Genomic DNA, 18782 nt, shown 5'->3' on the forward strand with positions numbered 1-18782 from the left:
CAGACCTTGATGTGAGGCAAAATCTCCGCCTCGGGTCGGGCACAAGTCCGGCCTCTCACGCGTTACGTGCGCTGGAGACACCGCAGACACCCAGAGGGGGAGAGCGCGACATGGCAACGGATTACGACACCCCACGCAAGACCGACGACGACGTCGACTCGGACAGTCTTGAGGAACTGAAGGCCAGGAGGAACGACAAGTCGACCTCCGCGGTGGACGTCGACGAGTTCGAGGCCGCAGAAGGCCTGGAGCTTCCCGGCGCGGACCTCTCGAACGAAGAGCTGGCCGTCCGGGTCCTGCCGAAGCAGCAGGACGAGTTCACCTGCATGAGCTGCTTCCTGGTCCACCACCGCAGTCAGCTGGCCCGCGAGAAGAACGGTCAGCCGATCTGCCGCGACTGCGACTGAGGCAGGGTCGGCCGTGACTGGCTCGACCCCACCTTGGAAGCGCCGCTTCCGGAAATCGGAAGCGGACGACGGGCCGTTCGACGGCCCCGAAGGCGCGCGTGACGACGGGCGAGGCTCTTCCGAACCAGGATCAGCCTCGCTCGGAGCTGCGTCCGCCACAGGCGGACTGCCGACCCCCGTGGAGACCCCTGCGCCCGCCGCCAGGCGCCGCGCCGCGGTCCTCCGGGACGGCGTGAGGGAAGGCGTCCGCAAGGGCGGCAGCCGGGCCAGGGCGGGCCTGGCGTACCTCGCCGACCGCATCATCGACATCGCCCCACGCGTCCCCGTACGGGACCTCGACACGCTGCGCCGGCAGTTCCCGGGCCTCGGCCCCGAACAGCTCGCGGACAAACTCGTCGCGGGCGCCGCCGCCGCGACCTCCACCGTCGGGGCCGGCATCGGCGCGGCCGCCATGCTGCCCGTACCGCCCGCGATGCCCACCGAACTGGCGGCCGAGATCACCGGCGTCGCCGCCATCGAGCTGAAACTGATCGCCGAACTGCACGAGGTCTACGGCCTGAGACCGCCGGGGAACCTGAAGCAGCGCAGCACCGCCTACCTGAACTCCTGGTCCGGGGAGCGCGGGATCGAGGTGACCAAGCCGCTCACCGTCCAGACCGCCCTCGGCGGCCAGATGAAGCGCGAGCTGCGCCAGCAGATCATGAAGCGCATGGTCCGCGACCTGCCGAACCTGCTGCCGTTCATGGTGGGAGCCGCGGTCGGCGCGGTCATGAACCGCCGCGACACCAAACGCGTCGCCGGGCGCATCCGCAAGGACCTGCGCAAGGCCCAGGTGCCCTGGGACGCGCTGCCCGCCCTGCCCCCGCTCGAACAGCCCGCGGACCCGGTGCGCCCCGGGGAGATCCCCAGGGAGCTGGGCGGCTGAGCCCTTTCGGGTGGATCGGCGGGTCCGGCGACCCGCCGTACGGGCGCCGGCCCGCGGGGCTACTTCGCCGTCGCCCGTGCCGCTTCCAGCGCCGCCGCGAGCCGCTCCGGCTCCCGCGTCGACAGGTACAGGTACGGCGTCGGGTCCTCGGGGTCGGTGACCTCCACGCGCAGGGCCCGCGGGATGTACGCCCGCAGCAGCATGAAGGCGCGGGTGTCGGCCTTGTAGGTGCGCCAGGCCCGGGTCTCCTCCGGGTCCAGGACCTCGGCCTCGCCGAGCGCCGCCACCGGGATCCGCGCGTCGCCCGCGACGAGCGAGTCGCCCACCACGCGGATGCGCACCGACCCGTACGAGCTCGCCACGATCGCCGAGACCGCGGTGCCGCCCACCAGCCCGCCGAGCAGCGGCAGGGTGCCGAACGGCAGCAGGATCAGCGCCATCGCCACCCCGACCATCAGGGAGATCAGCCACCAGATGCGGGGCGCGGTGAGGCGTTCTTCGTACGGCGAGGCGGAAAGCTGCATGAAGCCAAGCTTGGCACGGTGTCGGCGGTGGGCCGACGCGCGGGTAAGGTCTGCGCCTGTGAGTGGTACTTCCGCAGCTCTGAGGCCCCCCGCCGACGCCGTCGCGCCGGTGCGGCACCCCGACGCCCCCGCCCCGGGCGTCCTTCTCGGCGCGCACTACGGACAGTGTTTCGGGTGCGGCGAGGGACAGGCCCACGGCCTCCACCTCGAAGCCCGTGCGGGCGAGGGAGTGCGGGTCACGGCGGAGTTCACCGTGCGCCCCGCGCACCAGGGCGCCCCGGGCCTCGCCCACGGCGGGATCCTGGCCACCGCCCTCGACGAGACGCTCGGTTCGCTGAACTGGCTGCTGCGCACCATCGCGGTGACCGGCCGGCTGGAGACCGACTTCGTGCGGCCCGTGCCCGTGGGCACGGTCCTCCACCTGGAGGCCGAGGCCACCGCCGTCGCCGGCCGCAAGATCTACTCGACCGCGACCGGGCGGATCGGCGGTCCTGACGGTCCCGTCGCCGTCCGCGCGGACGCCCTCTTCATCGAGGTGAAGGTCGACCACTTCATCGACAACGGACGGCCCGAGGAGATCCGGGCCGCCATGGACGACCCGGACCAGATCCGACGGACCCGTGCCTTCGAGGTGAACCCGTGAGCCGTGAGCCCCGTCCCGAGCTGGACGTGCGGATCCGCCGCCTGGACCCGGAGGTCCCGCTTCCCTCGTACGAGCATCCCGGTGACGCGGGCGCGGATCTGCGCACCACCGAGAGCCGCGAACTGAAGCCGGGCGAACGCGCGGTTCTCCCCACCGGAGTGTCTGTCGCGCTCCCGGAGGGGTACGCGGCTTTCGTGCACCCGCGTTCCGGCCTCGCCGCCCGCTGCGGTGTCGCCCTCGTGAATGCCCCGGGGACGGTGGATGCCGGGTACCGTGGGGAGATCAAGGTGATCGTGGTGAATCTCGACCCGCACGAGTCCGTGCGGTTCGAGCGCTTCGACCGGATTGCCCAACTGGTCGTCCAGCAGGTCGAGAAGGTCCGCTTCCACGAGGTCGCGGAGCTTCCCGACTCGGAGCGGGCCGCAGGGGGCTTCGGGTCCACCGGCGGTCATGCCGCCGTGGGCGGCGGGGCGGGTGGGAATCGATACGCTTCGGTCGTATCCGACCGGGAAGGACAGTGACGTGTTCGGACGTCGCAAGAAGGGCAGTGCCGCCGAGGACGCGGCGGGCGAGGCCGAGCAGGTCGTCGGCGCTGTCGACGCTGAGGCGGACGAGGCGGAGCGGGAGCGCGTGAGGCTGGAGCCGGAACCGCGTCCCGACGGGCCCTGGGACGACTCGGAGGTGCGTGACCCGGCCGAGGGCCGGGTGGACCTCGGTGGTCTCTTCGTGCCCGGAGTCGACGGCATGGAGCTGCGCGTCGAGGTCGCGGGCGACGCGATCGTCGCGGCCACCGTCGTCCTCAAGGACAGCGCCATCCAGCTGCAGGCCTTCGCCGCTCCCAAGCGCGAGGGCATCTGGGGCGAGGTCCGCGAGGAGATCGCCTCGGGCATCACGCAGCAGGGCGGTGTCATCGACGAGGTCGAGGGGCCGCTGGGCTGGGAGCTGCGGGCGCAGGTGCCGGTGCAGCTGCCCGACGGCACGGGTGGTTTCCAGGTGGTCAGGTTCGTCGGTGTGGACGGCCCCCGCTGGTTCCTGCGCGGAGTGATCTCCGGGCAGGGCGCGGTGCAGCCGCAGGCCGCGGGGCTGCTGGAGCAGATCTTCCGGGACACGGTGGTCGTCCGCGGCGAGGGCCCGATGGCCCCGCGTGACCCCATCGTCCTGAAGCTGCCGAACGACGCGCAGATGGTCCCCGAGGGTGTGCAGCAGGAGGACCAGGCCGGCTCCCGCTTCTCCGGGGGCATGGGCCAGCTCCAGCGCGGACCGGAGATCACCGAGGTGCGCTGACCACCTCGCACGCGCGGACGTGGATCGGGCCGTATCCCTGAGGGGATGCGGCCCTTTCTCATGTCCGGCCTCTTGACGGGCAGTTGGTCCATACCTAGGGTCCCGGCCATCACCTGCGTTCAAAGACGCGCTCATCGTTCACATACGAGAACGGATGGCCCCCCACATGCCCGAGACCCCCGCAACCCACCGGCGCAGACGGCGTCCGGCCCTGCTCGCCACCGTCGCCGCCGTGACCACCGCCCTGGTCGGCGGCTTCCTCGCCTGGCCCGCCGCACCCCGGGCCGAGGCCGCCCCGGCGGTCTTCGCCCACCCCGGAGTGACCGTCTCCAAGAGCCAGTTGGACTTCGCGCGCACCCAGGTCAACGCCGGAGCCCAGCCCTGGAAGGCCGCCTTCGACCAGATGATGGCGAGCAAGTACGCCTCCCTCTCGCGCACCCCCACGCCCCGCGCGACCGTGGAATGCGGCTCCTACTCCAACCCGAACTACGGCTGCACCGACGAGCGCGAGGACGCGATAGCCGCGTACACGGACGCCCTCGCCTGGTACATCACCCGGGACGAGCGGTACGCGCGCAAGTCCATCGAGCTGATGGACGCCTGGTCGGCCACCATCAGGGACCACACCAACAGCAACGCGCCCCTGCAGACCGGCTGGGCCGGCTCCTCCTGGCCCAGGGCCGCCGAGATCATCAAGTACACGTACACCGGGACCTGGGCGAACTCCGGCCGCTTCGCGACCATGCTCCGCGACGTCTACCTCCCCGAGATCATCAACGGCTCCAACTCCAACGGGAACTGGGAGCTGTCGATGATGGAGGCCGCCGTCGGCATCTCCGTCTTCCTGGAGGACCGCACCTCGTACGACAAGGCCATGGCCAAGTTCCGGACCCGCACCGCCGCCTACGTCTACCTCGCCTCCGACGGTTCCGTGCCGAAGACCGTCCCCAGCCAGAACCTCGACACCACCGCGAAGATCGTCAACTACTGGCAGGGGCAGTCCACCTTCGTCACCGGCCTCACCCAGGAGACCTGCCGCGACTTCACGCACACCGGGTACGGCATCTCCGCCATCTCGCACGTCGCCGAGACCAGCCGCATCCAGGGCACCGACCTCTACACCACGGACGTCGGCGAGCGGCTGCGGCAGGCCCTCGGCTTCCAGTCCCGGTACCAGCTCGGCGAGGCCGTCCCCGGCTGGCTGTGCGGCGGGTCCCTGCACCTGGGACTCGGGCCGGTCACCGAGGTCGGCTACAACGCCATGCACAACCGCCTGGGCCACGCGATGACCAACACCCAGACGCTCACCCAGCAGAACCGCCCGGCGGGCAGCAACAACCTCTTCGTGGCGTGGGAGACGCTCACCCACGGGGACAACCCGAACTGACCGCGGACCCCGACGGCCGGGCCCCCGTGCGCCCGGCCGTCAGGGTTGCGTCAAGGTCGCCCCTCACCCGGCCCACCGGCGCCTCGGCCGGGATCATCGGCCGTAGGGTCGACGCGGCGGACATCGCCGGCACGGGAAGACAATGAGGCCATGGGACGCGGCAAGTTTCGGATCTACCTCGGCGCGGCACCGGGCGTCGGCAAGACATACGCGATGCTGTCCGAGGCGCACCGCCGGGCGGAGCGGGGCACCGACTGCGTCGTCGCCTTCGTCGAGCACCACGACCGGCCGCGCACCGAGGTCATGCTGCACGGCCTGGAGCAGGTCCCCCGCAAGGAGCTCGACCACCGGGGCTCCCGGTTCACCGAGATGGACGTGGACGCCGTACTGCGGCGCGCCCCCGCCGTCGCCCTCGTGGACGAACTGGCCCACACGAACGTCCCCGGCTCGCGCAACGTCAAGCGCTGGCAGGACGTCGAGGAACTGCTGGCCGCCGGCATCGACGTCGTCTCGACCGTCAACATCCAGCACCTGGAGTCCCTCGGCGACGTGGTCGAGTCGATCACCGGCGTACGGCAGCGCGAGACCGTCCCCGACGAGGTCGTACGCCACGCGGACCAGATCGAACTGGTCGACATGTCCCCGGAGGCACTGCGCCGCCGCATGGCGCACGGCAACGTCTACCGGCCGGAGAAGGTCGACGCCGCCCTCTCGAACTACTTCCGCCCCGGCAACCTGACCGCACTGCGCGAACTGGCGCTGCTGTGGGTCGCCGACCGCGTCGACGCCCGCCTGACGGAGTACCGCAACCAGCACCGGGTCTCCAGGATCTGGGGCTCCCGCGAACGCATCGTTGTCGGTCTGACCGGCGGCCCCGAGGGGCGCACGCTGATCCGCCGGGCCGCCCGCCTCGCGGAGAAGGGCGCAGGCGGCGAGGTACTGGCCGTCTACATCGCCCGCAGCGACGGGCTGACCAGTGCCTCACCCAAGGAGCTGGCCCTCCAGCGCACCCTCGTGGAAGACCTCGGCGGCACCTTCCACCACGTCGTCGGCGACGACGTGCCCGCCGCCCTGCTCGCTTTCGCCCGCGGCGCCAACGCCACCCAGATCGTGCTCGGCTCCTCCCGCCGCAAGGCCTGGCAGTACGCCTTCGGACCGGGCGTCGGCGCCACCGTCGCCCGCGAGTCGGGCCCCGACCTCGACGTGCACATCGTCACCCACGAGGAGGCCGCCCGGGGGCGCGGCCTTCCGGTCGCGCGGGGCGCACGGCTCGGCCGCTCCCGGATCATCTGGGGATGGCTGACCGGCCTGGCCGGACCGGCTCTCCTCGCGGTGGTGCTCACCCACACCGACACCGACCTCGGCATCGCGAACGACATGCTGCTGTTCCTGTCGCTCACCGTCACCGCCGCGCTGCTCGGCGGACTGCTCCCGGCGCTCGCGTCCGCCGCCTTCGGCTCGCTGCTGCTCAACTACTTCTTCGCCCCGCCGCTGCACCGCCTCACCGTCTCCGACCCCAAGAACATCCTGGCGATCGCCGTCTTCTTCGGCGTCGCCGTCGCGGTGGCCTCCGTCGTCGACCTCGCCGCCCGGCGGACCCACCAGGCGGCCCGGCTGCGCGCCGAGTCGGAGATACTCTCCTTCCTCGCCGGCAGCGTGCTGCGCGGCGAGACCAGCCTGGAGGCCCTGCTGGAGCGGGTCAGGGAGACCTTCGGGATGGAGTCGGCGGCGCTGCTGGAGCGTACGAGCGACGTCGACCCGTGGACCTGCGCCGGCAGCGCGGGCCCGCAGCCTCCCGGGCGGCCCGAGGACGCGGACGTGGACGTGCCCGTCAGCGCCCACCTGGCCCTCGCCCTCTCGGGACGGGTCCTGCCCGCCGAGGACCGGCGCGTGCTCGCCGCCTTCGCCGCCCAGGCCGCCGTCGTACTGGACCGCCGGCGCCTGCAGTCCGAGGCCGACCGGGCCCGCACCCTCGCCGAGGGGAACCGCATCCGCACCGCCCTGCTCGCGGCCGTCAGCCACGACCTGCGCACACCGCTGGCCGGCATCAAGGCGTCCGTCTCGTCGCTGCGCTCCGACGAGGTCGAATGGTCCGAGCAGGACCGGGCCGAGCTGCTGGAGGGCATCGAGGACGGCGCCGACCGCCTCGACCACCTGGTGGGCAACCTCCTCGACATGTCCCGCCTCCAGACCGGCACCGTCACCGCGCTGATCCGCGAGGTCGACCTCGACGAGGTGGTGCCGATGGCCCTCGGCGGCGTCCCGGAGGACAGCGTGCGGCTGGAGATCCCGGAGACCCTGCCGATGGTCGCCGTCGACGCGGGACTCCTGGAGCGCTCGGTCGCCAACCTGGTCGAGAACGCCGTCAAGTACAGCCCTCCCGGCGAACCCGTACGGGTCTTCGCCAGCGCCCTCGCCGACCGCGTCGAGGTCCGGGTCGTGGACCGCGGCCCCGGCGTCCCGGACGAGGCCAAGGACCGCATCTTCGCGCCCTTCCAGCGCCACGGCGACGCCCCGCGCGGCACCGGGGTCGGGCTCGGCCTCGCGGTGGCCCGGGGGTTCGCCGAGGCCGTCGGCGGCGCCCTCCACGCCGAGGACACCCCGGGCGGCGGCCTCACCATGGTCCTCACCCTGCGCGCCGTGGACCGCCCGCCCGGCACGACCACCGACACGGACGAAAGGCGGGCCCCATGCGGCGCCTGACCGGGACGGACGCCCGGACCCCCACGAGAGTGCTCGTGGTCGACGACGAACCGCAGATCACCCGCGCCCTCGTGATCAACCTGCGGGCCCGCAAGTACGAGGTGGATGCGGCCCCCGACGGCGCCACCGCCCTCCGGCTCGCCGCCGCCCGGCCCCCGGACGTCGTCGTGCTCGACCTCGGACTGCCCGACATGGACGGCGTCGACGTGATCCGCGGGCTGCGCGGCTGGACCCGCGTGCCGATCCTGGTGCTCTCCGCCCGCCACTCCTCGGACGAGAAGGTCGAGGCCCTCGACGCGGGCGCGGACGACTACGTCACCAAGCCGTTCGGCATGGACGAGCTGCTGGCCCGGCTGCGCGCCGCCGTGCGCCGCGCGGAGCCCGTCGCGGACGACGAGCCCGACGTGATCGTCGAGACGGACGCCTTCACCGTCGACCTCGCCGCCAAGAAGGTCCGCCGGGAGGGCCACGACGTACGCCTCACCCCGACCGAGTGGCACCTGCTGGAGGTCCTGGTGCGCCACACGGGCCGCCTGGTCGGCCAGCGGCAGCTGCTCCAGGAGGTGTGGGGGCCGTCCTACGGGACCGAGACGAACTACCTGCGGGTCTACATGGCGCAGCTCCGCCGCAAGCTGGAGCCGGACCCCGCGCACCCGCGGCACTTCGTCACCGAACCCGGCATGGGCTACCGGTTCGAACGCTGACCTGCGCGGGTACGTAGCTGTCGGCACCCCCCGGTACGCTTTCGGTATGAGTGCTGTTCCTCGTTCCGAAAAGCCGGTGGGCCGGTTCCGGCGCATGCTCGACCGGCTCTCCACCTCCCAGGAGGACCTGGAGTCGGAGGAGCTGCGGGAGGACACCGACACCACCGGGTGCACGCGCATCGGTGACTGCCAGGACCGGCAGATCGTCACGGTTACTGGTACCTTGCGCACGGTCACGCTGCGGCCGCGGGCGGGAGTCCCGGCCCTGGAGGCCGAGCTGTTCGACGGCTCGGCCGCCCTGGACGTGGTGTGGCTCGGCAGGCGCTCCATCGTGGGCATAGAACCGGGCCGCAAACTCATCGCATCGGGCCGGGTCTCGATGAGCCGGGGCCGTAGGGTGCTGTTCAACCCGAAGTACGAACTCAGACCGCTCGGACGGGAGTAGCCGGTGACGTCGCTCGACAAGCCGACCCAAGACGCCCAGCAGGACTCCAGGGCGGTGACCGAGGCCGCGCTCTTCGAGGCCTTCGGCGGCGTGCGGGGCATGGTCGAGACGGTCCTGCCCGGACTCCTCTTCGTCACCATCTTCACGCTCACCAAGGACCTGCACTGGTCGGCGATCGCCGCCCTCGCGGTGTCCCTGCTGCTCGTCGTGGTGCGGCTGGTCACCAAGGACACCGTCAAGCACGCCTTCAGCGGCGTCTTCGGTGTCGCGTTCGGCGTGGTCTTCGCGATGATGACCGGCAACGCGAAGGACTTCTACCTGCCGGGCATGCTCTACACGCTGGGCCTGGCGCTGGCGTACATCGTCACCACCCTGTGCGGGGTCCCGCTGATCGGCCTGATCCTCGGCCCGGTCTTCAAGGAGAACCTCTCCTGGCGCACCCGCAACCCCGGCCGCAAGAAGGCGTACGCCAAGGCCAGCTGGGCCTGGGGGCTGATCCTGCTCGCCAAGTGCGCGGTGCTCTTCCCGCTGTACTGGTGGGCCGACACCACGCAGCTCGGCTGGGTCCTGGTCGCCCTGAAGATCCCGCCCTTCCTCCTCGCCGTCTGGCTGACCTGGGTCTTCCTGGCGAAGGCGCCCGCGCCGATCGACGTGTTCGCGGAGATGGAGGCCCAGGAGCGCGCGGAGCGCGCCGAGAAGGCCGCCACCCGCTCCGCCGAGTAGCCGTCACCGGTACGACGAAGGGGGCGCCCGGACCAGGTCCGGGCGCCCCCTTCGTCGTACCGCCGTGCGTCAGCTCGTCGCTTCCTCGCGGCGCACCGACAGCAGGTCCTCCAGCTGCTCCTCGCGGGCCTGCGCCGCCACGAAGAGGAGTTCGTCGCCCGCCTCCAGGGAGTCCTCCCGGGAGGGGGTCAGGACACGGGTACCGCGGATGATCGTGACCAGCGAGGTGTCCTCGGGCCACTCGACGTCACCGACCTGCGTGCCCGCCAGCGCCGACTCCGGCGGCAGCGTCAGCTCCACCAGGTTGGCGTCGCCGTGGCTGAAGCGCAGCAGCCGCACCAGGTCGCCGACGCTGACGGCCTCCTCGACGAGCGCCGACATCAGACGCGGGGTCGAGACGGCGACGTCGACGCCCCAGGACTCGTTGAAGAGCCACTCGTTCTTCGGGTTGTTGACGCGGGCCACGACCCGCGGGACGCCGTACTCGGTCTTCGCGAGGAGGGAGACGACCAGGTTGACCTTGTCGTCGCCCGTGGCCGCGATGACCACGTTGCAGCGCTGGAGCGCCGCCTCGTCCAGGGAGGTGATCTCGCAGGCGTCGGCGAGCAGCCACTCCGCCTGCGGGACGCGCTCGACCGAGATGGCGGTCGGCGCCTTGTCGATCAGCAGGACCTCGTGACCGTTCTCCAGGAGCTCGCCCGCGATCGAGCGGCCCACGGCACCGGCACCGGCAATGGCGACCCTCATCAGTGACCGGCCTCCTCTTCAGGGCCCTCGGCGAACGCCGCCTCGACCTTCTCGACGTCGTCCGTGCGCATCATCACGTGCACCAGGTCACCTTCCTGCAGCACTGTCTGCGAGGACGGCAACATCGCCTCGCCGAGACGGGTCAGGAACGCGACGCGCACCCCGGTCTCGTCCTGGAGCCGGCTGATCTTGTGGCCCACCCAGGCGGCGGAGGCGTGCACCTCGGCGAGCTGCACCCCGCCCGTGGGGTCGCGCCACAGCGGTTCGGCGCCCGAGGGGAGCAGCCGGCGCAGCATCTGGTCGGCCGTCCAGCGGACGGTGGCGACGGTCGGGATGCCGAGGCGCTGGTAGACCTCGGCGCGGCGCGGGTCGTAGATACGGGCCGCGACGTTCTCGATGCCGAACATCTCGCGGGCCACCCGGGCGGCGATGATGTTCGAGTTGTCACCGCTGGAGACGGCGGCGAACGCGCCGGCCTCCTCGATGCCCGCTTCGCGCAGGGTGTCCTGATCGAAGCCGACCCCGGTGACACGGCGTCCGCCGAACCCGGAGCCCAGTCGTCGGAAGGCGGTGGGGTCCTGGTCGATCACGGCGACCGTGTGCCCCTGTTGCTCCAGGGTCTGGGCAAGAGCGGATCCCACTCTTCCGCAGCCCATGATGACGATGTGCACGACCGTCCTTCCGATGTCAATGGTCACGGCTCAGGTGGAACAGGGTCTCAGACCGCCGCCCAAGCTACACACGCGCGGTGCGCGCAGGGCACCCCTGTGCACGTCGCCTGCGGTTTTCCTCCTCAACGGCGGCTGATGCTGCGCACACTGACAAGAGTCAGGATTCCGAGGCCGACCAGTCCGGCGGCGGCGCCGATGAGCTCCGCGGTCGTGTGCATGGAACCTCCAGAAGCAGCAGTGGATGGGGTTTTGTCATATAGGCATGCGGATCTCGTCGACCACGGAATCCGCAGCGGGAACCCTCAGTGATTTCACTCGTAGGGCAGATGCAGGGTGGCGGGTGGGCGGCCGCCCGTTCGAACCCTTACGATCCTCTGCGTGTCCAAACTGACCGACGTGCCCAAACGGATCTTGATCGGGCGCGCACTGCGCAGTGACCGGCTCGGAGAGACTCTCCTGCCGAAGCGCATCGCACTCCCCGTCTTCGCCTCCGACCCGCTCTCCTCCGTGGCGTACGCACCCGGAGAAGTCCTCCTGGTCCTGTCCATCGCGGGTGTGTCGGCCTACCACTTCAGCCCGTGGATCGCGCTCGCGGTCGTCGTGCTCATGTTCACGGTCGTGGCGTCCTACCGCCAGAACGTGCACGCCTACCCCAGCGGCGGCGGCGACTACGAGGTCGCGAACACCAACCTCGGTCCCCGGGCGGGACTCACCGTCGCCAGCGCCCTGCTGGTCGACTACGTCCTCACCGTCGCCGTCTCCATCTCCTCCGGCATCGAGAACCTCGGCTCCGCCGTCCCCTTCGTCGTCGAGCACAAGGTTCTCTGCGCGGTCGCCGTCATCGTGCTGCTCACCCTGATGAACCTGCGCGGCGTGAAGGAGTCGGGCAAGCTCTTCGCGATCCCCACCTACGTCTTCGTCGCGGGCGTCTTCATCATGATCGCCTGGGGCGCGTTCCGCGGGCTCGTCCTCGACGACACCATGCGCGCGCCGACCGCCGACTACCACATCGTCGCCGAGCACCAGGGCATCGCCGGCTTCGCCCTCGTCTTCCTGCTGCTGCGCGCCTTCTCCTCCGGCTGTGCCGCGCTCACCGGTGTCGAGGCCATCTCCAACGGCGTCCCGGCCTTCCGCAAGCCCAAGTCCAAGAACGCGGCCAGCACCCTCGCCGCGATGGGCCTGCTCGCCGTCACCATGTTCTGCGGGATCATCGCGCTCGCCATGGTGACCAAGGTCCGCATGGCCGAGAACCCGGCCGACGACCTCCTGCACAACGGCGTCGCGGTCGGCGCCGACTACGTGCAGAACCCCGTGATCTCGCAGGTCGCCGAGGCCGTCTTCGGCAAGGGCAGCCTCCTGTTCATCGTGCTCGCCGCCGCCACCGCGCTGGTCCTCTTCCTCGCCGCGAACACCGCCTACAACGGCTTCCCGCTGCTCGGCTCGATCCTCGCCCAGGACCGCTACCTGCCGCGCCAGCTGCACACCCGCGGCGACCGCCTCGCCTTCTCCAACGGCATCGTGCTCCTCGCCGGCGCCGCCACCCTCCTGGTCGTCATCTACGGAGCCGACTCCACCCGGCTGATCCAGCTCTACATCGTCGGCGTCTTCGTCTCCTTCACGCTCAGCCAGACCGGCATGGTGCGGCACTGGAACCGCCACCTGGCCGCGGAACGCGACCAGAACAAGCGCCGCCACATGGTCCGCTCCCGCGCGATCAACGCCTTCGGCGCCTTCTTCACCGGCCTCGTCCTGGTCGTCGTCCTCGTCACCAAGTTCACCCACGGCGCCTGGGTCGCCCTGCTCGGCATGGTGATCTTCTACGCCACGATGAGCGCGATCCGTAAGCACTACGACCGGGTCGCCGAGGAGATCGCCGCCCCCGAGGGCCCCTCCGACGACAGCGTCCGCCCCTCCCGCGTCCACTCCGTCGTCCTGATCTCCAAGATCCACCGGCCGACGCTGCGCGCCCTCGCCTACGCGAAGCTGATGCGCTCCGACACCCTCGAAGCGCTCAGCGTCAACGTCGACCCCGCCGAGACCAAGACCCTCCGCGAGGAATGGGAACGGCGCGGCATCACCGTCCCGCTCAAGATCCTCGACTCGCCCTACCGCGAGATCACCCGGCCCGTCATCGAGTACGTGAAGGGCCTGCGCCGCGAGTCCCCGCGCGACGCGGTCTCCGTGATCATCCCCGAGTACGTGGTCGGCCACTGGTACGAGCACCTGCTGCACAACCAGAGCGCCCTGCGCCTCAAGGGCCGCCTGCTGTTCACCCCCGGCGTCATGGTGACCTCCGTGCCCTACCAGCTGGAGTCCTCCGAGGCCGCCAAGAAGCGCGCCCGCAGGCGCCAGGAGTGGAACGCGCCCGGCGCGGTGCGCCGCGGACCCGCCGAGGAGCGGCACAAGGAGTCCCACAAGGAGTCCCAGGGCCCCAAGACCTGAGACGGACCGAGCGGGCCGAACGGCTCGTGGTGAACGGCCGGGCGACGTCCACGTAGACTGGTGGGCTGTTGTCCGGCCGTCCCCCTTTTCGCATCTGGAGTCACCCCGCCATGCAGGCAGAACCGAAGAAGTCGTTGGTGGGGGAGGAGTACGAGGTCGAGATCGGCCCCGTCGCCCACGGCGGGCACTGCATCGCCCGTACGTCCGAGGGCCAGGTCCTCTTCGTCCGGCACGCGCTGCCCGGCGAGAAGGTCCGCGCCCGGGTGACCGAGGGCGAGGAGGGCGCGCGCTTCCTGCGGGCGGACGCCGTCGAGATCATCGACGCGTCCAAGGACCGCGTCGAGGCGCCCTGCCCCTACGCGGGCCCCGGACGCTGCGGCGGCTGCGACTGGCAGCACGCCAAGCCGGGCGCCCAGCGGCGGCTCAAGGGCGAGGTCGTCGCGGAGCAGCTGCAGCGCCTCGCGGGTCTCACGCCCGAGGAGGCCGGCTGGGACGGCACGGTGATGCCCGCCGAGGGCGACAAGCTGCCCCCCGGCGAGGTGCCCTCGTGGCGCACGCGCGTGCAGTACGCCGTGGACCCGGACGGCAACGCGGGGCTGCGCCGCCACCGCTCGCACGAGGTCGAGCCGATCGAGCACTGCATGATCGCCGCCGAGGGTGTGAGCGAGCTGGGCATCGAGCAGCGCGACTGGGCCGGGATGCAGTCCGTCGAGGCCATCGCCGCGACGGGGTCCCAGGACCGCATGGTGATCCTGGAGCCCCGCCCGGGCGCCCGGCTGCCCCTGGTCGAGCTCGACCGGCCGGTCTCGGTGATGCGCGTCGAGGAGCACGACGGCGGCATCCACCGCGTCCACGGCCGCGCGTTCGTCCGCGAGCGCGCCGACGACCGCACCTACCGGGTCGGCAGCGGCGGCTTCTGGCAGGTCCACCCGAAGGCCGCCGACACCCTGGTCAAGGCCGTCATGCAGGGCCTGCTGCCGCGCAAGGGCGACATGGCGCTCGACCTGTACTGCGGTGTCGGCCTCTTCGCGGGCGCGCTCGCCGACCGCCTCGGCGACAAGGGCGCGGTCCTCGGCATCGAGTCCGGCAAGCGCGCCGTCGAGGACGCCCGGCACAACCTCGCCGGCTTCGAGCGCGTGCGCGTCGAGCAGGGCAAGGTCGAGTCGGTCCTGCCGCGCACCGGCATCACCGAGGTCGACTTGATCGTCCTCGACCCGCCGCGCGCGGGCGCCGGCAAGAAGACGGTGGAGCACCTGGCGTCCCTGAGCGCCCGCCGCATCGCGTACGTCGCCTGCGACCCGGCGGCCCTGGCCCGCGACCTGGCGTACTTCCGCGACGGCGGCTACAAGGTGCGGACGCTGCGGGCGTTCGACCTGTTCCCGATGACGCATCACGTGGAGTGCGTGGCGATCCTGGAGCCTGCCTCGAAGGCCATCTGACCTGCGGGTTCTCCTTGGCGGTCGGGCGTGGCCGGTGGCCGGACAGGAGCCGGGGGCGCCGAAGCGCCGGACCGGCCCCGCGGAGAGGGGGCCGGTCCGGCGCTTCGGCGCGTCACCGCTCAGGGCGTCTGCCAGCTGTGCGGGGCGTGGAAGGCGTGGGGGCGCCAGGAGGTGGTGCCGGGGGTGGACGCCTGCGTGTCGACGCCGGCCCGGGCGGCACGGCTGAGCAGCAGGGCCGCGACGGCGGCCAGTTCCTCGTCCGTGGCCTGGCCCTTCTCGATGCGGATGGGGGGCGGGGGAGTGAGCATGGGACCTCCGTCACTGGGGGGCGGCTGTGCCGTCACTGAGGGGGGTTGCCGTGCTTGCGGGCGGGGTGGTCGGCGTGCTTGGTGCGCAGCATCGCCAGTGAGCGGATGAGGACTTCGCGGGTGTCGGCGGGGTCGATGACGTCGTCGACCAGGCCCCGCTCAGCCGCGTAGTACGGGTGCATCAGTTCCGCCTTGTACTCCTTGACCAGCTCGGCCCGCATGGCTTCGGGGTCCTCGGCCTCGGCGATCCGGCGGCGGAAGATGACGTTGGCCGCGCCCTCGGCGCCCATGACGGCGATCTCGTTGGTGGGCCATGCGTAGGTGAGGTCGGCGCCGATGGACTGGCTGTCCATGACGATGTAGGCGCCGCCGTAGGCCTTGCGCAGGATCAGCGAGATCCGCGGCACCGTTGCGTTGCAGTATGCGTACAGCAGTTTGGCGCCGTGGCGGATGATGCCGCCGTGCTCCTGGTCGACGCCGGGCAGGAACCCGGGCACGTCCAGGAGGGTCACGATGGGGATGCTGAAGGCGTCGCACATCTGCACGAAGCGGGCGGCCTTCTCGCTGGCCTCGATGTCCAGGACACCGGCGAGCACCCGAGGCTGGTTGGCGACGACGCCCACCACCTGCCCGCCGAGACGGGCCAGCGCGCAGATGATGTTGCGCGCCCAGCGCTCGTGGACCTCCAGGTACTCGCCGTCGTCGACGAGCTCCTCGATGACCTCCGCCATGTCGTACGGCCGGTTGCCGTCCGCCGGGACCAGGTCGGCGAGAGTGTCGCAGCGACGGTCGTGCGGGTCGTCGCACGGCACCGCGGGCGGGTTCTCCCGGTTGTTCTGCGGGAGCATCGACAGCAGGTAGCGCACCTCGGCGATGCAGGTCTCCTCGTCGTCGTAGGCGAAGTGGCAGACGCCGCTGGTCTCGGCGTGCACGTCGGCGCCGCCGAGGCCGTTCTGGGTGATCTCCTCGCCGGTGACCGCCTTGACGACGTCCGGGCCGGTGATGAACATCTGCGAGGTCTCGCGGACCATGAACACGAAGTCCGTGAGGGCGGGGGAGTAGGCGGCACCTCCGGCGCAGGGGCCGAGCATCACCGAGATCTGCGGGATGACGCCGGAGGCCCGGGTGTTGCGCTGGAAGATGCCGCCGTACCCGGCGAGCGCGGTGACGCCCTCCTGGATGCGGGCGCCGGCGCCGTCGTTGAGGGAGACCAGCGGCGCCCCGGCCGCGATGGCCATGTCCATGATCTTGTGGATCTTGGTGGCGTGGGCCTCGCCCAGCGCGCCGCCGAAGATGCGGAAGTCATGGGCGTAGACGAAGACCGTACGGCCCTCCACCGTGCCCCAGCCGGTGATGACACCGTCCGTGTACGGCTTCTTGGCCTCCAGGCCGAACCCGGTCGCCCGGTGCCGGCGCAGCTGCTCGACCTCGCGGAACGAGCCCTCGTCCAACAGCAGGCCGATGCGCTCGCGCGCGGTCAGCTTGCCCTTGGCGTGCTGCGCCCGCGTCGCCTTCTCACTGGGGCCGGCCAGTACTTGGCGGCGTATCTCGGCCAGCTCCGCGACGTGGGACCTCATGTCTCCCCCTGGATGGGACGGGATGTCAGTTGCCGAGCCGGCGCAGGCCGTTCATCTGGAGCACGGCGAAGGCCGCGACGACGGCCGCCTGGAGCGGGGTCCACACCGTGCCGACGGTGTTCGGGTCCAGCCAGCCGAAGACCACGGCGGCCACGCTCGCGACCGCCCACAGCAGGTTCGCCTCGATGACCACCTTGGTGGCCGTGGTGGACGGCACCGGACGGGCGGCCAGCAGGGCGACCAGTGCGCCGTAGGCGGTGAGGAACACGCCGATGCCGCGGAGGAAGCCGGTGCCGAGGCCGAGCAGGTCTCCCACCGGACCGGCGGCGAACAGGTAGATGAGGCCGTTGCCGCCGGTCACGACGGCGTCGAGGCCGAGGAAGAGGCGTAACGGACGCGCGGCCTCCGCGCGCCCCCGGGTCGTCACGGCGCGGGCCGGCGACTGGCTCGTGGTCATGTGGTTCTCCAAAGGTCGGGGGGCGGTTTCCACTTCCGATCCGGATCGTTCCAGGCGGTGCTGACCAGCGGCTGACGTGCCGCTTACGCGGTGCGGGGGCCGGTGGCGTCAGGTGAGCTGGAGCAGGGGAGCGCGCACGTCACCGGACAGGGCCGGGTCGTGGGACAGGATGGCGCTCTCGACCTGCCGCAGCGCGGGGGAGGGCTCGATGCCGAGTTCGTCGGCGAGGTGGCGGCGCATACGGCGGAACACGTCCAGGGCGTCGGCCTGACGGCCCGCGCAGTACAGGGCGATCATCAGCTGCTCGCAGAAGCGTTCCCTGAGCGGGTGGCTCGTGTGGGTCTCGGCGAGTTCGGCCAGGACGGCGGCGTGCCGACCGAGCCGCAGCTCGGCGTCGAAGCGGAGCTCCATGGCCCGCATGCGGTACTCCTCGTAGCGGGCGCCGGCGAGCTGGCAGACGGTCCCGCCGGTGAAGCCGCCGAAGACCGGCCCCCGCCACATGGCCAGGGCCCGCCTCAGTAACCGGGCCGCCTCCTCCGGTGAGCCCGAGCCGAGGGTCTCGGCCTGGCGGACCGTCCCGACGAACTCGGCGGCGTCCAGTTCCCCCTCGTTGACCGTCAGGCGGTAGCCCGAGGGGTGGATGGTGACGCGCGAGGTGGTGCGGTCGGGCTCCAGGCCGCGCAGCTTGCGGCGCAGCCGGCTGACGTGGGCCTGCAGGGCGTTTGCCTGGTTGTCCGGGGCGCCCTCGCCCCACATCTCCTCGACCAGTGCCTCACCGGAGACCGACTGGCCCTCGCTGACCAGCAGCGTCTGGACCAGGGTCCGTTGCAGATCGCCGGAGATCTCGGCCGGTCCCGACGCGGTGCGGATCTGCAGTGCCCCGAGGATCGAGAACGTCAGCATGTTTCCCCCTTGGCGATCAGTGCGGCAGAGAGTGGTCGGGGGGCCGCCGGTCACGGCGGTCCACCTCTGCGGCCGAGGCCGCATGGCGGTCTCCCGGGCCCGTTTCCGTCCCGGGGTTTCCTCCCGACTCCATCCTGGCACAAAATAATTCCTTTGAGAAGGTATTTTTCTGCTGAACGAGTCCGAGTCCTGTCGGCAGGGGCGCTGAGCTGCGCGGTTGCCATACGGGAGAGGTCAACCGGAAGGGGTGATAGGTGCGAACGTGTTTGCGCCCCGGCGCACCGCCCAGTGCCGGGCGGTGCGCCGGGGCGCGGGTGTCCGTCGGCGCGGGGGTCGCCGACGGTGTGCGGCACCGGGGCCGCGCGGGCCGGTGGGGCGGGGCCGCGGGAAGCCGGGCGCGTATACGACGAGCGGAGAGGGCAGGATTCGAACCTGCGTGGGCTTTTTGGGCCCGACCGTGAGATTGCTCTCTGGTCCCCGTTGAGCCGCTCCG

The 18782-nt window shown here is 71.4% G+C and carries 19 protein-coding genes and 1 tRNA gene; 12 read left to right on the plus strand and 8 right to left on the minus strand.

Annotation, left to right across the window (positions count from 1 at the left end):
* Window positions 1-110: 110 nt before the first annotated feature.
* Both ACZ4VA_RS08270 and ACZ4VA_RS08275 read left to right on the plus strand, forming a co-directional pair.
* Entirely contained in the window at window positions 111-407 is a 297-nt protein-coding gene (locus tag ACZ4VA_RS08270; RefSeq protein WP_005481602.1) for a DUF4193 domain-containing protein, read from the plus strand.
* 13 nt (window positions 408-420) lie between these two features.
* Window positions 421-1332 (plus strand): hypothetical protein, encoded by a 912-nt coding sequence (locus ACZ4VA_RS08275; RefSeq protein WP_355790673.1) that lies wholly within the window; start codon window positions 421-423, stop codon window positions 1330-1332.
* 59 nt (window positions 1333-1391) lie between these two features.
* On the opposite strand, the gene ACZ4VA_RS08280 is transcribed toward ACZ4VA_RS08275, so the two are convergent.
* The gene (locus ACZ4VA_RS08280; protein ID WP_468080428.1) at window positions 1392-1856 is read right to left on the minus strand and encodes a DUF3093 domain-containing protein; all 465 of its coding nucleotides are present in this window, start codon (window positions 1854-1856) and stop codon (window positions 1392-1394) included.
* 58 nt (window positions 1857-1914) lie between these two features.
* Between ACZ4VA_RS08280 and ACZ4VA_RS08285 the strand changes: the two genes are divergently transcribed.
* The 8 genes from ACZ4VA_RS08285 to ACZ4VA_RS08320 all read left to right on the plus strand — a co-directional run bounded on the left by ACZ4VA_RS08285 (window position 1915) and on the right by ACZ4VA_RS08320 (window position 9745).
* Window positions 1915-2499: a PaaI family thioesterase gene (locus tag ACZ4VA_RS08285; RefSeq protein WP_355790667.1), complete on the plus strand. Its 585-nt coding sequence runs from the start codon at window positions 1915-1917 to the stop codon at window positions 2497-2499.
* Window positions 2496-3020, plus strand: coding sequence for a dUTP diphosphatase (dut, locus tag ACZ4VA_RS08290; RefSeq protein ID WP_355790665.1), 525 nt, complete (start codon window positions 2496-2498; stop codon window positions 3018-3020). Before ACZ4VA_RS08285 ends, dut begins: the two co-directional genes overlap by 4 nt.
* 1 nt (window position 3021) lies before the next feature.
* Window positions 3022-3783, plus strand: coding sequence for a DUF3710 domain-containing protein (locus ACZ4VA_RS08295; RefSeq protein WP_355790662.1), 762 nt, complete (start codon window positions 3022-3024; stop codon window positions 3781-3783).
* A 166-nt stretch (window positions 3784-3949) separates the two neighbouring features.
* Window positions 3950-5170, plus strand: a complete 1221-nt coding sequence (locus ACZ4VA_RS08300) for an alginate lyase family protein (protein ID WP_356173746.1) — start codon at window positions 3950-3952, stop codon at window positions 5168-5170.
* A gap of 150 nt (window positions 5171-5320) precedes the next feature.
* Window positions 5321-7873: a sensor histidine kinase KdpD gene (locus ACZ4VA_RS08305; protein WP_355783293.1), complete on the plus strand. Its 2553-nt coding sequence runs from the start codon at window positions 5321-5323 to the stop codon at window positions 7871-7873.
* On the plus strand, window positions 7861-8577 hold the full coding sequence (locus ACZ4VA_RS08310) for a response regulator (protein WP_389390273.1): 717 nt from the start codon (window positions 7861-7863) through the stop codon (window positions 8575-8577). The genes ACZ4VA_RS08305 and ACZ4VA_RS08310 overlap by 13 nt, the downstream gene beginning before the upstream one ends.
* A gap of 46 nt (window positions 8578-8623) precedes the next feature.
* Window positions 8624-9022: an OB-fold nucleic acid binding domain-containing protein gene (locus ACZ4VA_RS08315; RefSeq protein WP_355783298.1), complete on the plus strand. Its 399-nt coding sequence runs from the start codon at window positions 8624-8626 to the stop codon at window positions 9020-9022.
* Between the two features lie 3 nt (window positions 9023-9025).
* On the plus strand, window positions 9026-9745 hold the full coding sequence (locus tag ACZ4VA_RS08320) for a DUF3159 domain-containing protein (RefSeq protein ID WP_355783301.1): 720 nt from the start codon (window positions 9026-9028) through the stop codon (window positions 9743-9745).
* Window positions 9746-9814: 69 nt separating this feature from the next.
* Here ACZ4VA_RS08320 and ACZ4VA_RS08325 read toward each other — a convergent pair whose 3' ends face one another.
* Window positions 9815-10492, minus strand: a complete 678-nt coding sequence (locus tag ACZ4VA_RS08325) for a potassium channel family protein (protein WP_355783304.1) — start codon at window positions 10490-10492, stop codon at window positions 9815-9817.
* Complete coding sequence (locus ACZ4VA_RS08330; RefSeq protein ID WP_355783312.1) at window positions 10492-11163, minus strand: potassium channel family protein; 672 nt, start codon at window positions 11161-11163, stop codon at window positions 10492-10494. The genes ACZ4VA_RS08325 and ACZ4VA_RS08330 overlap by 1 nt, the downstream gene beginning before the upstream one ends.
* A 378-nt stretch (window positions 11164-11541) precedes the next feature.
* Between ACZ4VA_RS08330 and ACZ4VA_RS08335 the strand changes: the two genes are divergently transcribed.
* Both ACZ4VA_RS08335 and ACZ4VA_RS08340 read left to right on the plus strand, forming a co-directional pair.
* The gene (locus ACZ4VA_RS08335; RefSeq protein WP_468080434.1) at window positions 11542-13605 is read left to right on the plus strand and encodes an APC family permease; all 2064 of its coding nucleotides are present in this window, start codon (window positions 11542-11544) and stop codon (window positions 13603-13605) included.
* A 110-nt stretch (window positions 13606-13715) separates the two neighbouring features.
* Entirely contained in the window at window positions 13716-15044 is a 1329-nt protein-coding gene (locus ACZ4VA_RS08340) for a class I SAM-dependent RNA methyltransferase (protein WP_356173735.1), read from the plus strand.
* 119 nt (window positions 15045-15163) lie between these two features.
* Here ACZ4VA_RS08340 and ACZ4VA_RS08345 read toward each other — a convergent pair whose 3' ends face one another.
* The 5 genes from ACZ4VA_RS08345 to ACZ4VA_RS08365 all read right to left on the minus strand — a co-directional run bounded on the left by ACZ4VA_RS08345 (window position 15164) and on the right by ACZ4VA_RS08365 (window position 18781).
* Complete coding sequence (locus ACZ4VA_RS08345; protein WP_355794183.1) at window positions 15164-15352, minus strand: acyl-CoA carboxylase epsilon subunit; 189 nt, start codon at window positions 15350-15352, stop codon at window positions 15164-15166.
* 32 nt (window positions 15353-15384) lie between these two features.
* The gene (locus ACZ4VA_RS08350; protein WP_468080437.1) at window positions 15385-16929 is read right to left on the minus strand and encodes an acyl-CoA carboxylase subunit beta; all 1545 of its coding nucleotides are present in this window, start codon (window positions 16927-16929) and stop codon (window positions 15385-15387) included.
* 25 nt (window positions 16930-16954) lie between these two features.
* The gene (locus ACZ4VA_RS08355; protein ID WP_356172891.1) at window positions 16955-17386 is read right to left on the minus strand and encodes a hypothetical protein; all 432 of its coding nucleotides are present in this window, start codon (window positions 17384-17386) and stop codon (window positions 16955-16957) included.
* Window positions 17387-17494: 108 nt separating this feature from the next.
* Window positions 17495-18289: an AfsR/SARP family transcriptional regulator gene (locus ACZ4VA_RS08360; protein WP_355794638.1), complete on the minus strand. Its 795-nt coding sequence runs from the start codon at window positions 18287-18289 to the stop codon at window positions 17495-17497.
* Between the two features lie 411 nt (window positions 18290-18700).
* Window positions 18701-18781, minus strand: a tRNA-Phe gene (locus ACZ4VA_RS08365).
* Window position 18782: the final 1 nt, after the last annotated feature.

The organism is Streptomyces sp. NPDC028308 (assembly GCF_055565855.1).

Excerpts from the sequence above, each read along its gene's own strand:
- ACZ4VA_RS08270 (WP_005481602.1), top strand. The coding sequence starts at position 111 with ATGGCAACGGATTACGACACCCCACGCAAGACCGACGACGACGTCGAC.
- ACZ4VA_RS08305 (WP_355783293.1), top strand. The coding sequence starts at position 5,321 with ATGGGACGCGGCAAGTTTCGGATCTACCTCGGCGCGGCACCGGGCGTC.
- ACZ4VA_RS08300 (WP_356173746.1), top strand. The coding sequence starts at position 3,950 with ATGCCCGAGACCCCCGCAACCCACCGGCGCAGACGGCGTCCGGCCCTG.
- ACZ4VA_RS08325 (WP_355783304.1), bottom strand. The coding sequence starts at position 10,492 with ATGAGGGTCGCCATTGCCGGTGCCGGTGCCGTGGGCCGCTCGATCGCG.
- ACZ4VA_RS08360 (WP_355794638.1), bottom strand. The coding sequence starts at position 18,289 with ATGCTGACGTTCTCGATCCTCGGGGCACTGCAGATCCGCACCGCGTCG.
- ACZ4VA_RS08280 (WP_468080428.1), bottom strand. The coding sequence starts at position 1,856 with ATGCAGCTTTCCGCCTCGCCGTACGAAGAACGCCTCACCGCGCCCCGC.
- ACZ4VA_RS08340 (WP_356173735.1), top strand. The coding sequence starts at position 13,716 with ATGCAGGCAGAACCGAAGAAGTCGTTGGTGGGGGAGGAGTACGAGGTC.
- ACZ4VA_RS08355 (WP_356172891.1), bottom strand. The coding sequence starts at position 17,386 with ATGACCACGAGCCAGTCGCCGGCCCGCGCCGTGACGACCCGGGGGCGC.
- ACZ4VA_RS08350 (WP_468080437.1), bottom strand. The coding sequence starts at position 16,929 with ATGAGGTCCCACGTCGCGGAGCTGGCCGAGATACGCCGCCAAGTACTG.
- ACZ4VA_RS08310 (WP_389390273.1), top strand. The coding sequence starts at position 7,861 with ATGCGGCGCCTGACCGGGACGGACGCCCGGACCCCCACGAGAGTGCTC.
- ACZ4VA_RS08345 (WP_355794183.1), bottom strand. The coding sequence starts at position 15,352 with ATGCTCACTCCCCCGCCCCCCATCCGCATCGAGAAGGGCCAGGCCACG.
- ACZ4VA_RS08315 (WP_355783298.1), top strand. The coding sequence starts at position 8,624 with ATGAGTGCTGTTCCTCGTTCCGAAAAGCCGGTGGGCCGGTTCCGGCGC.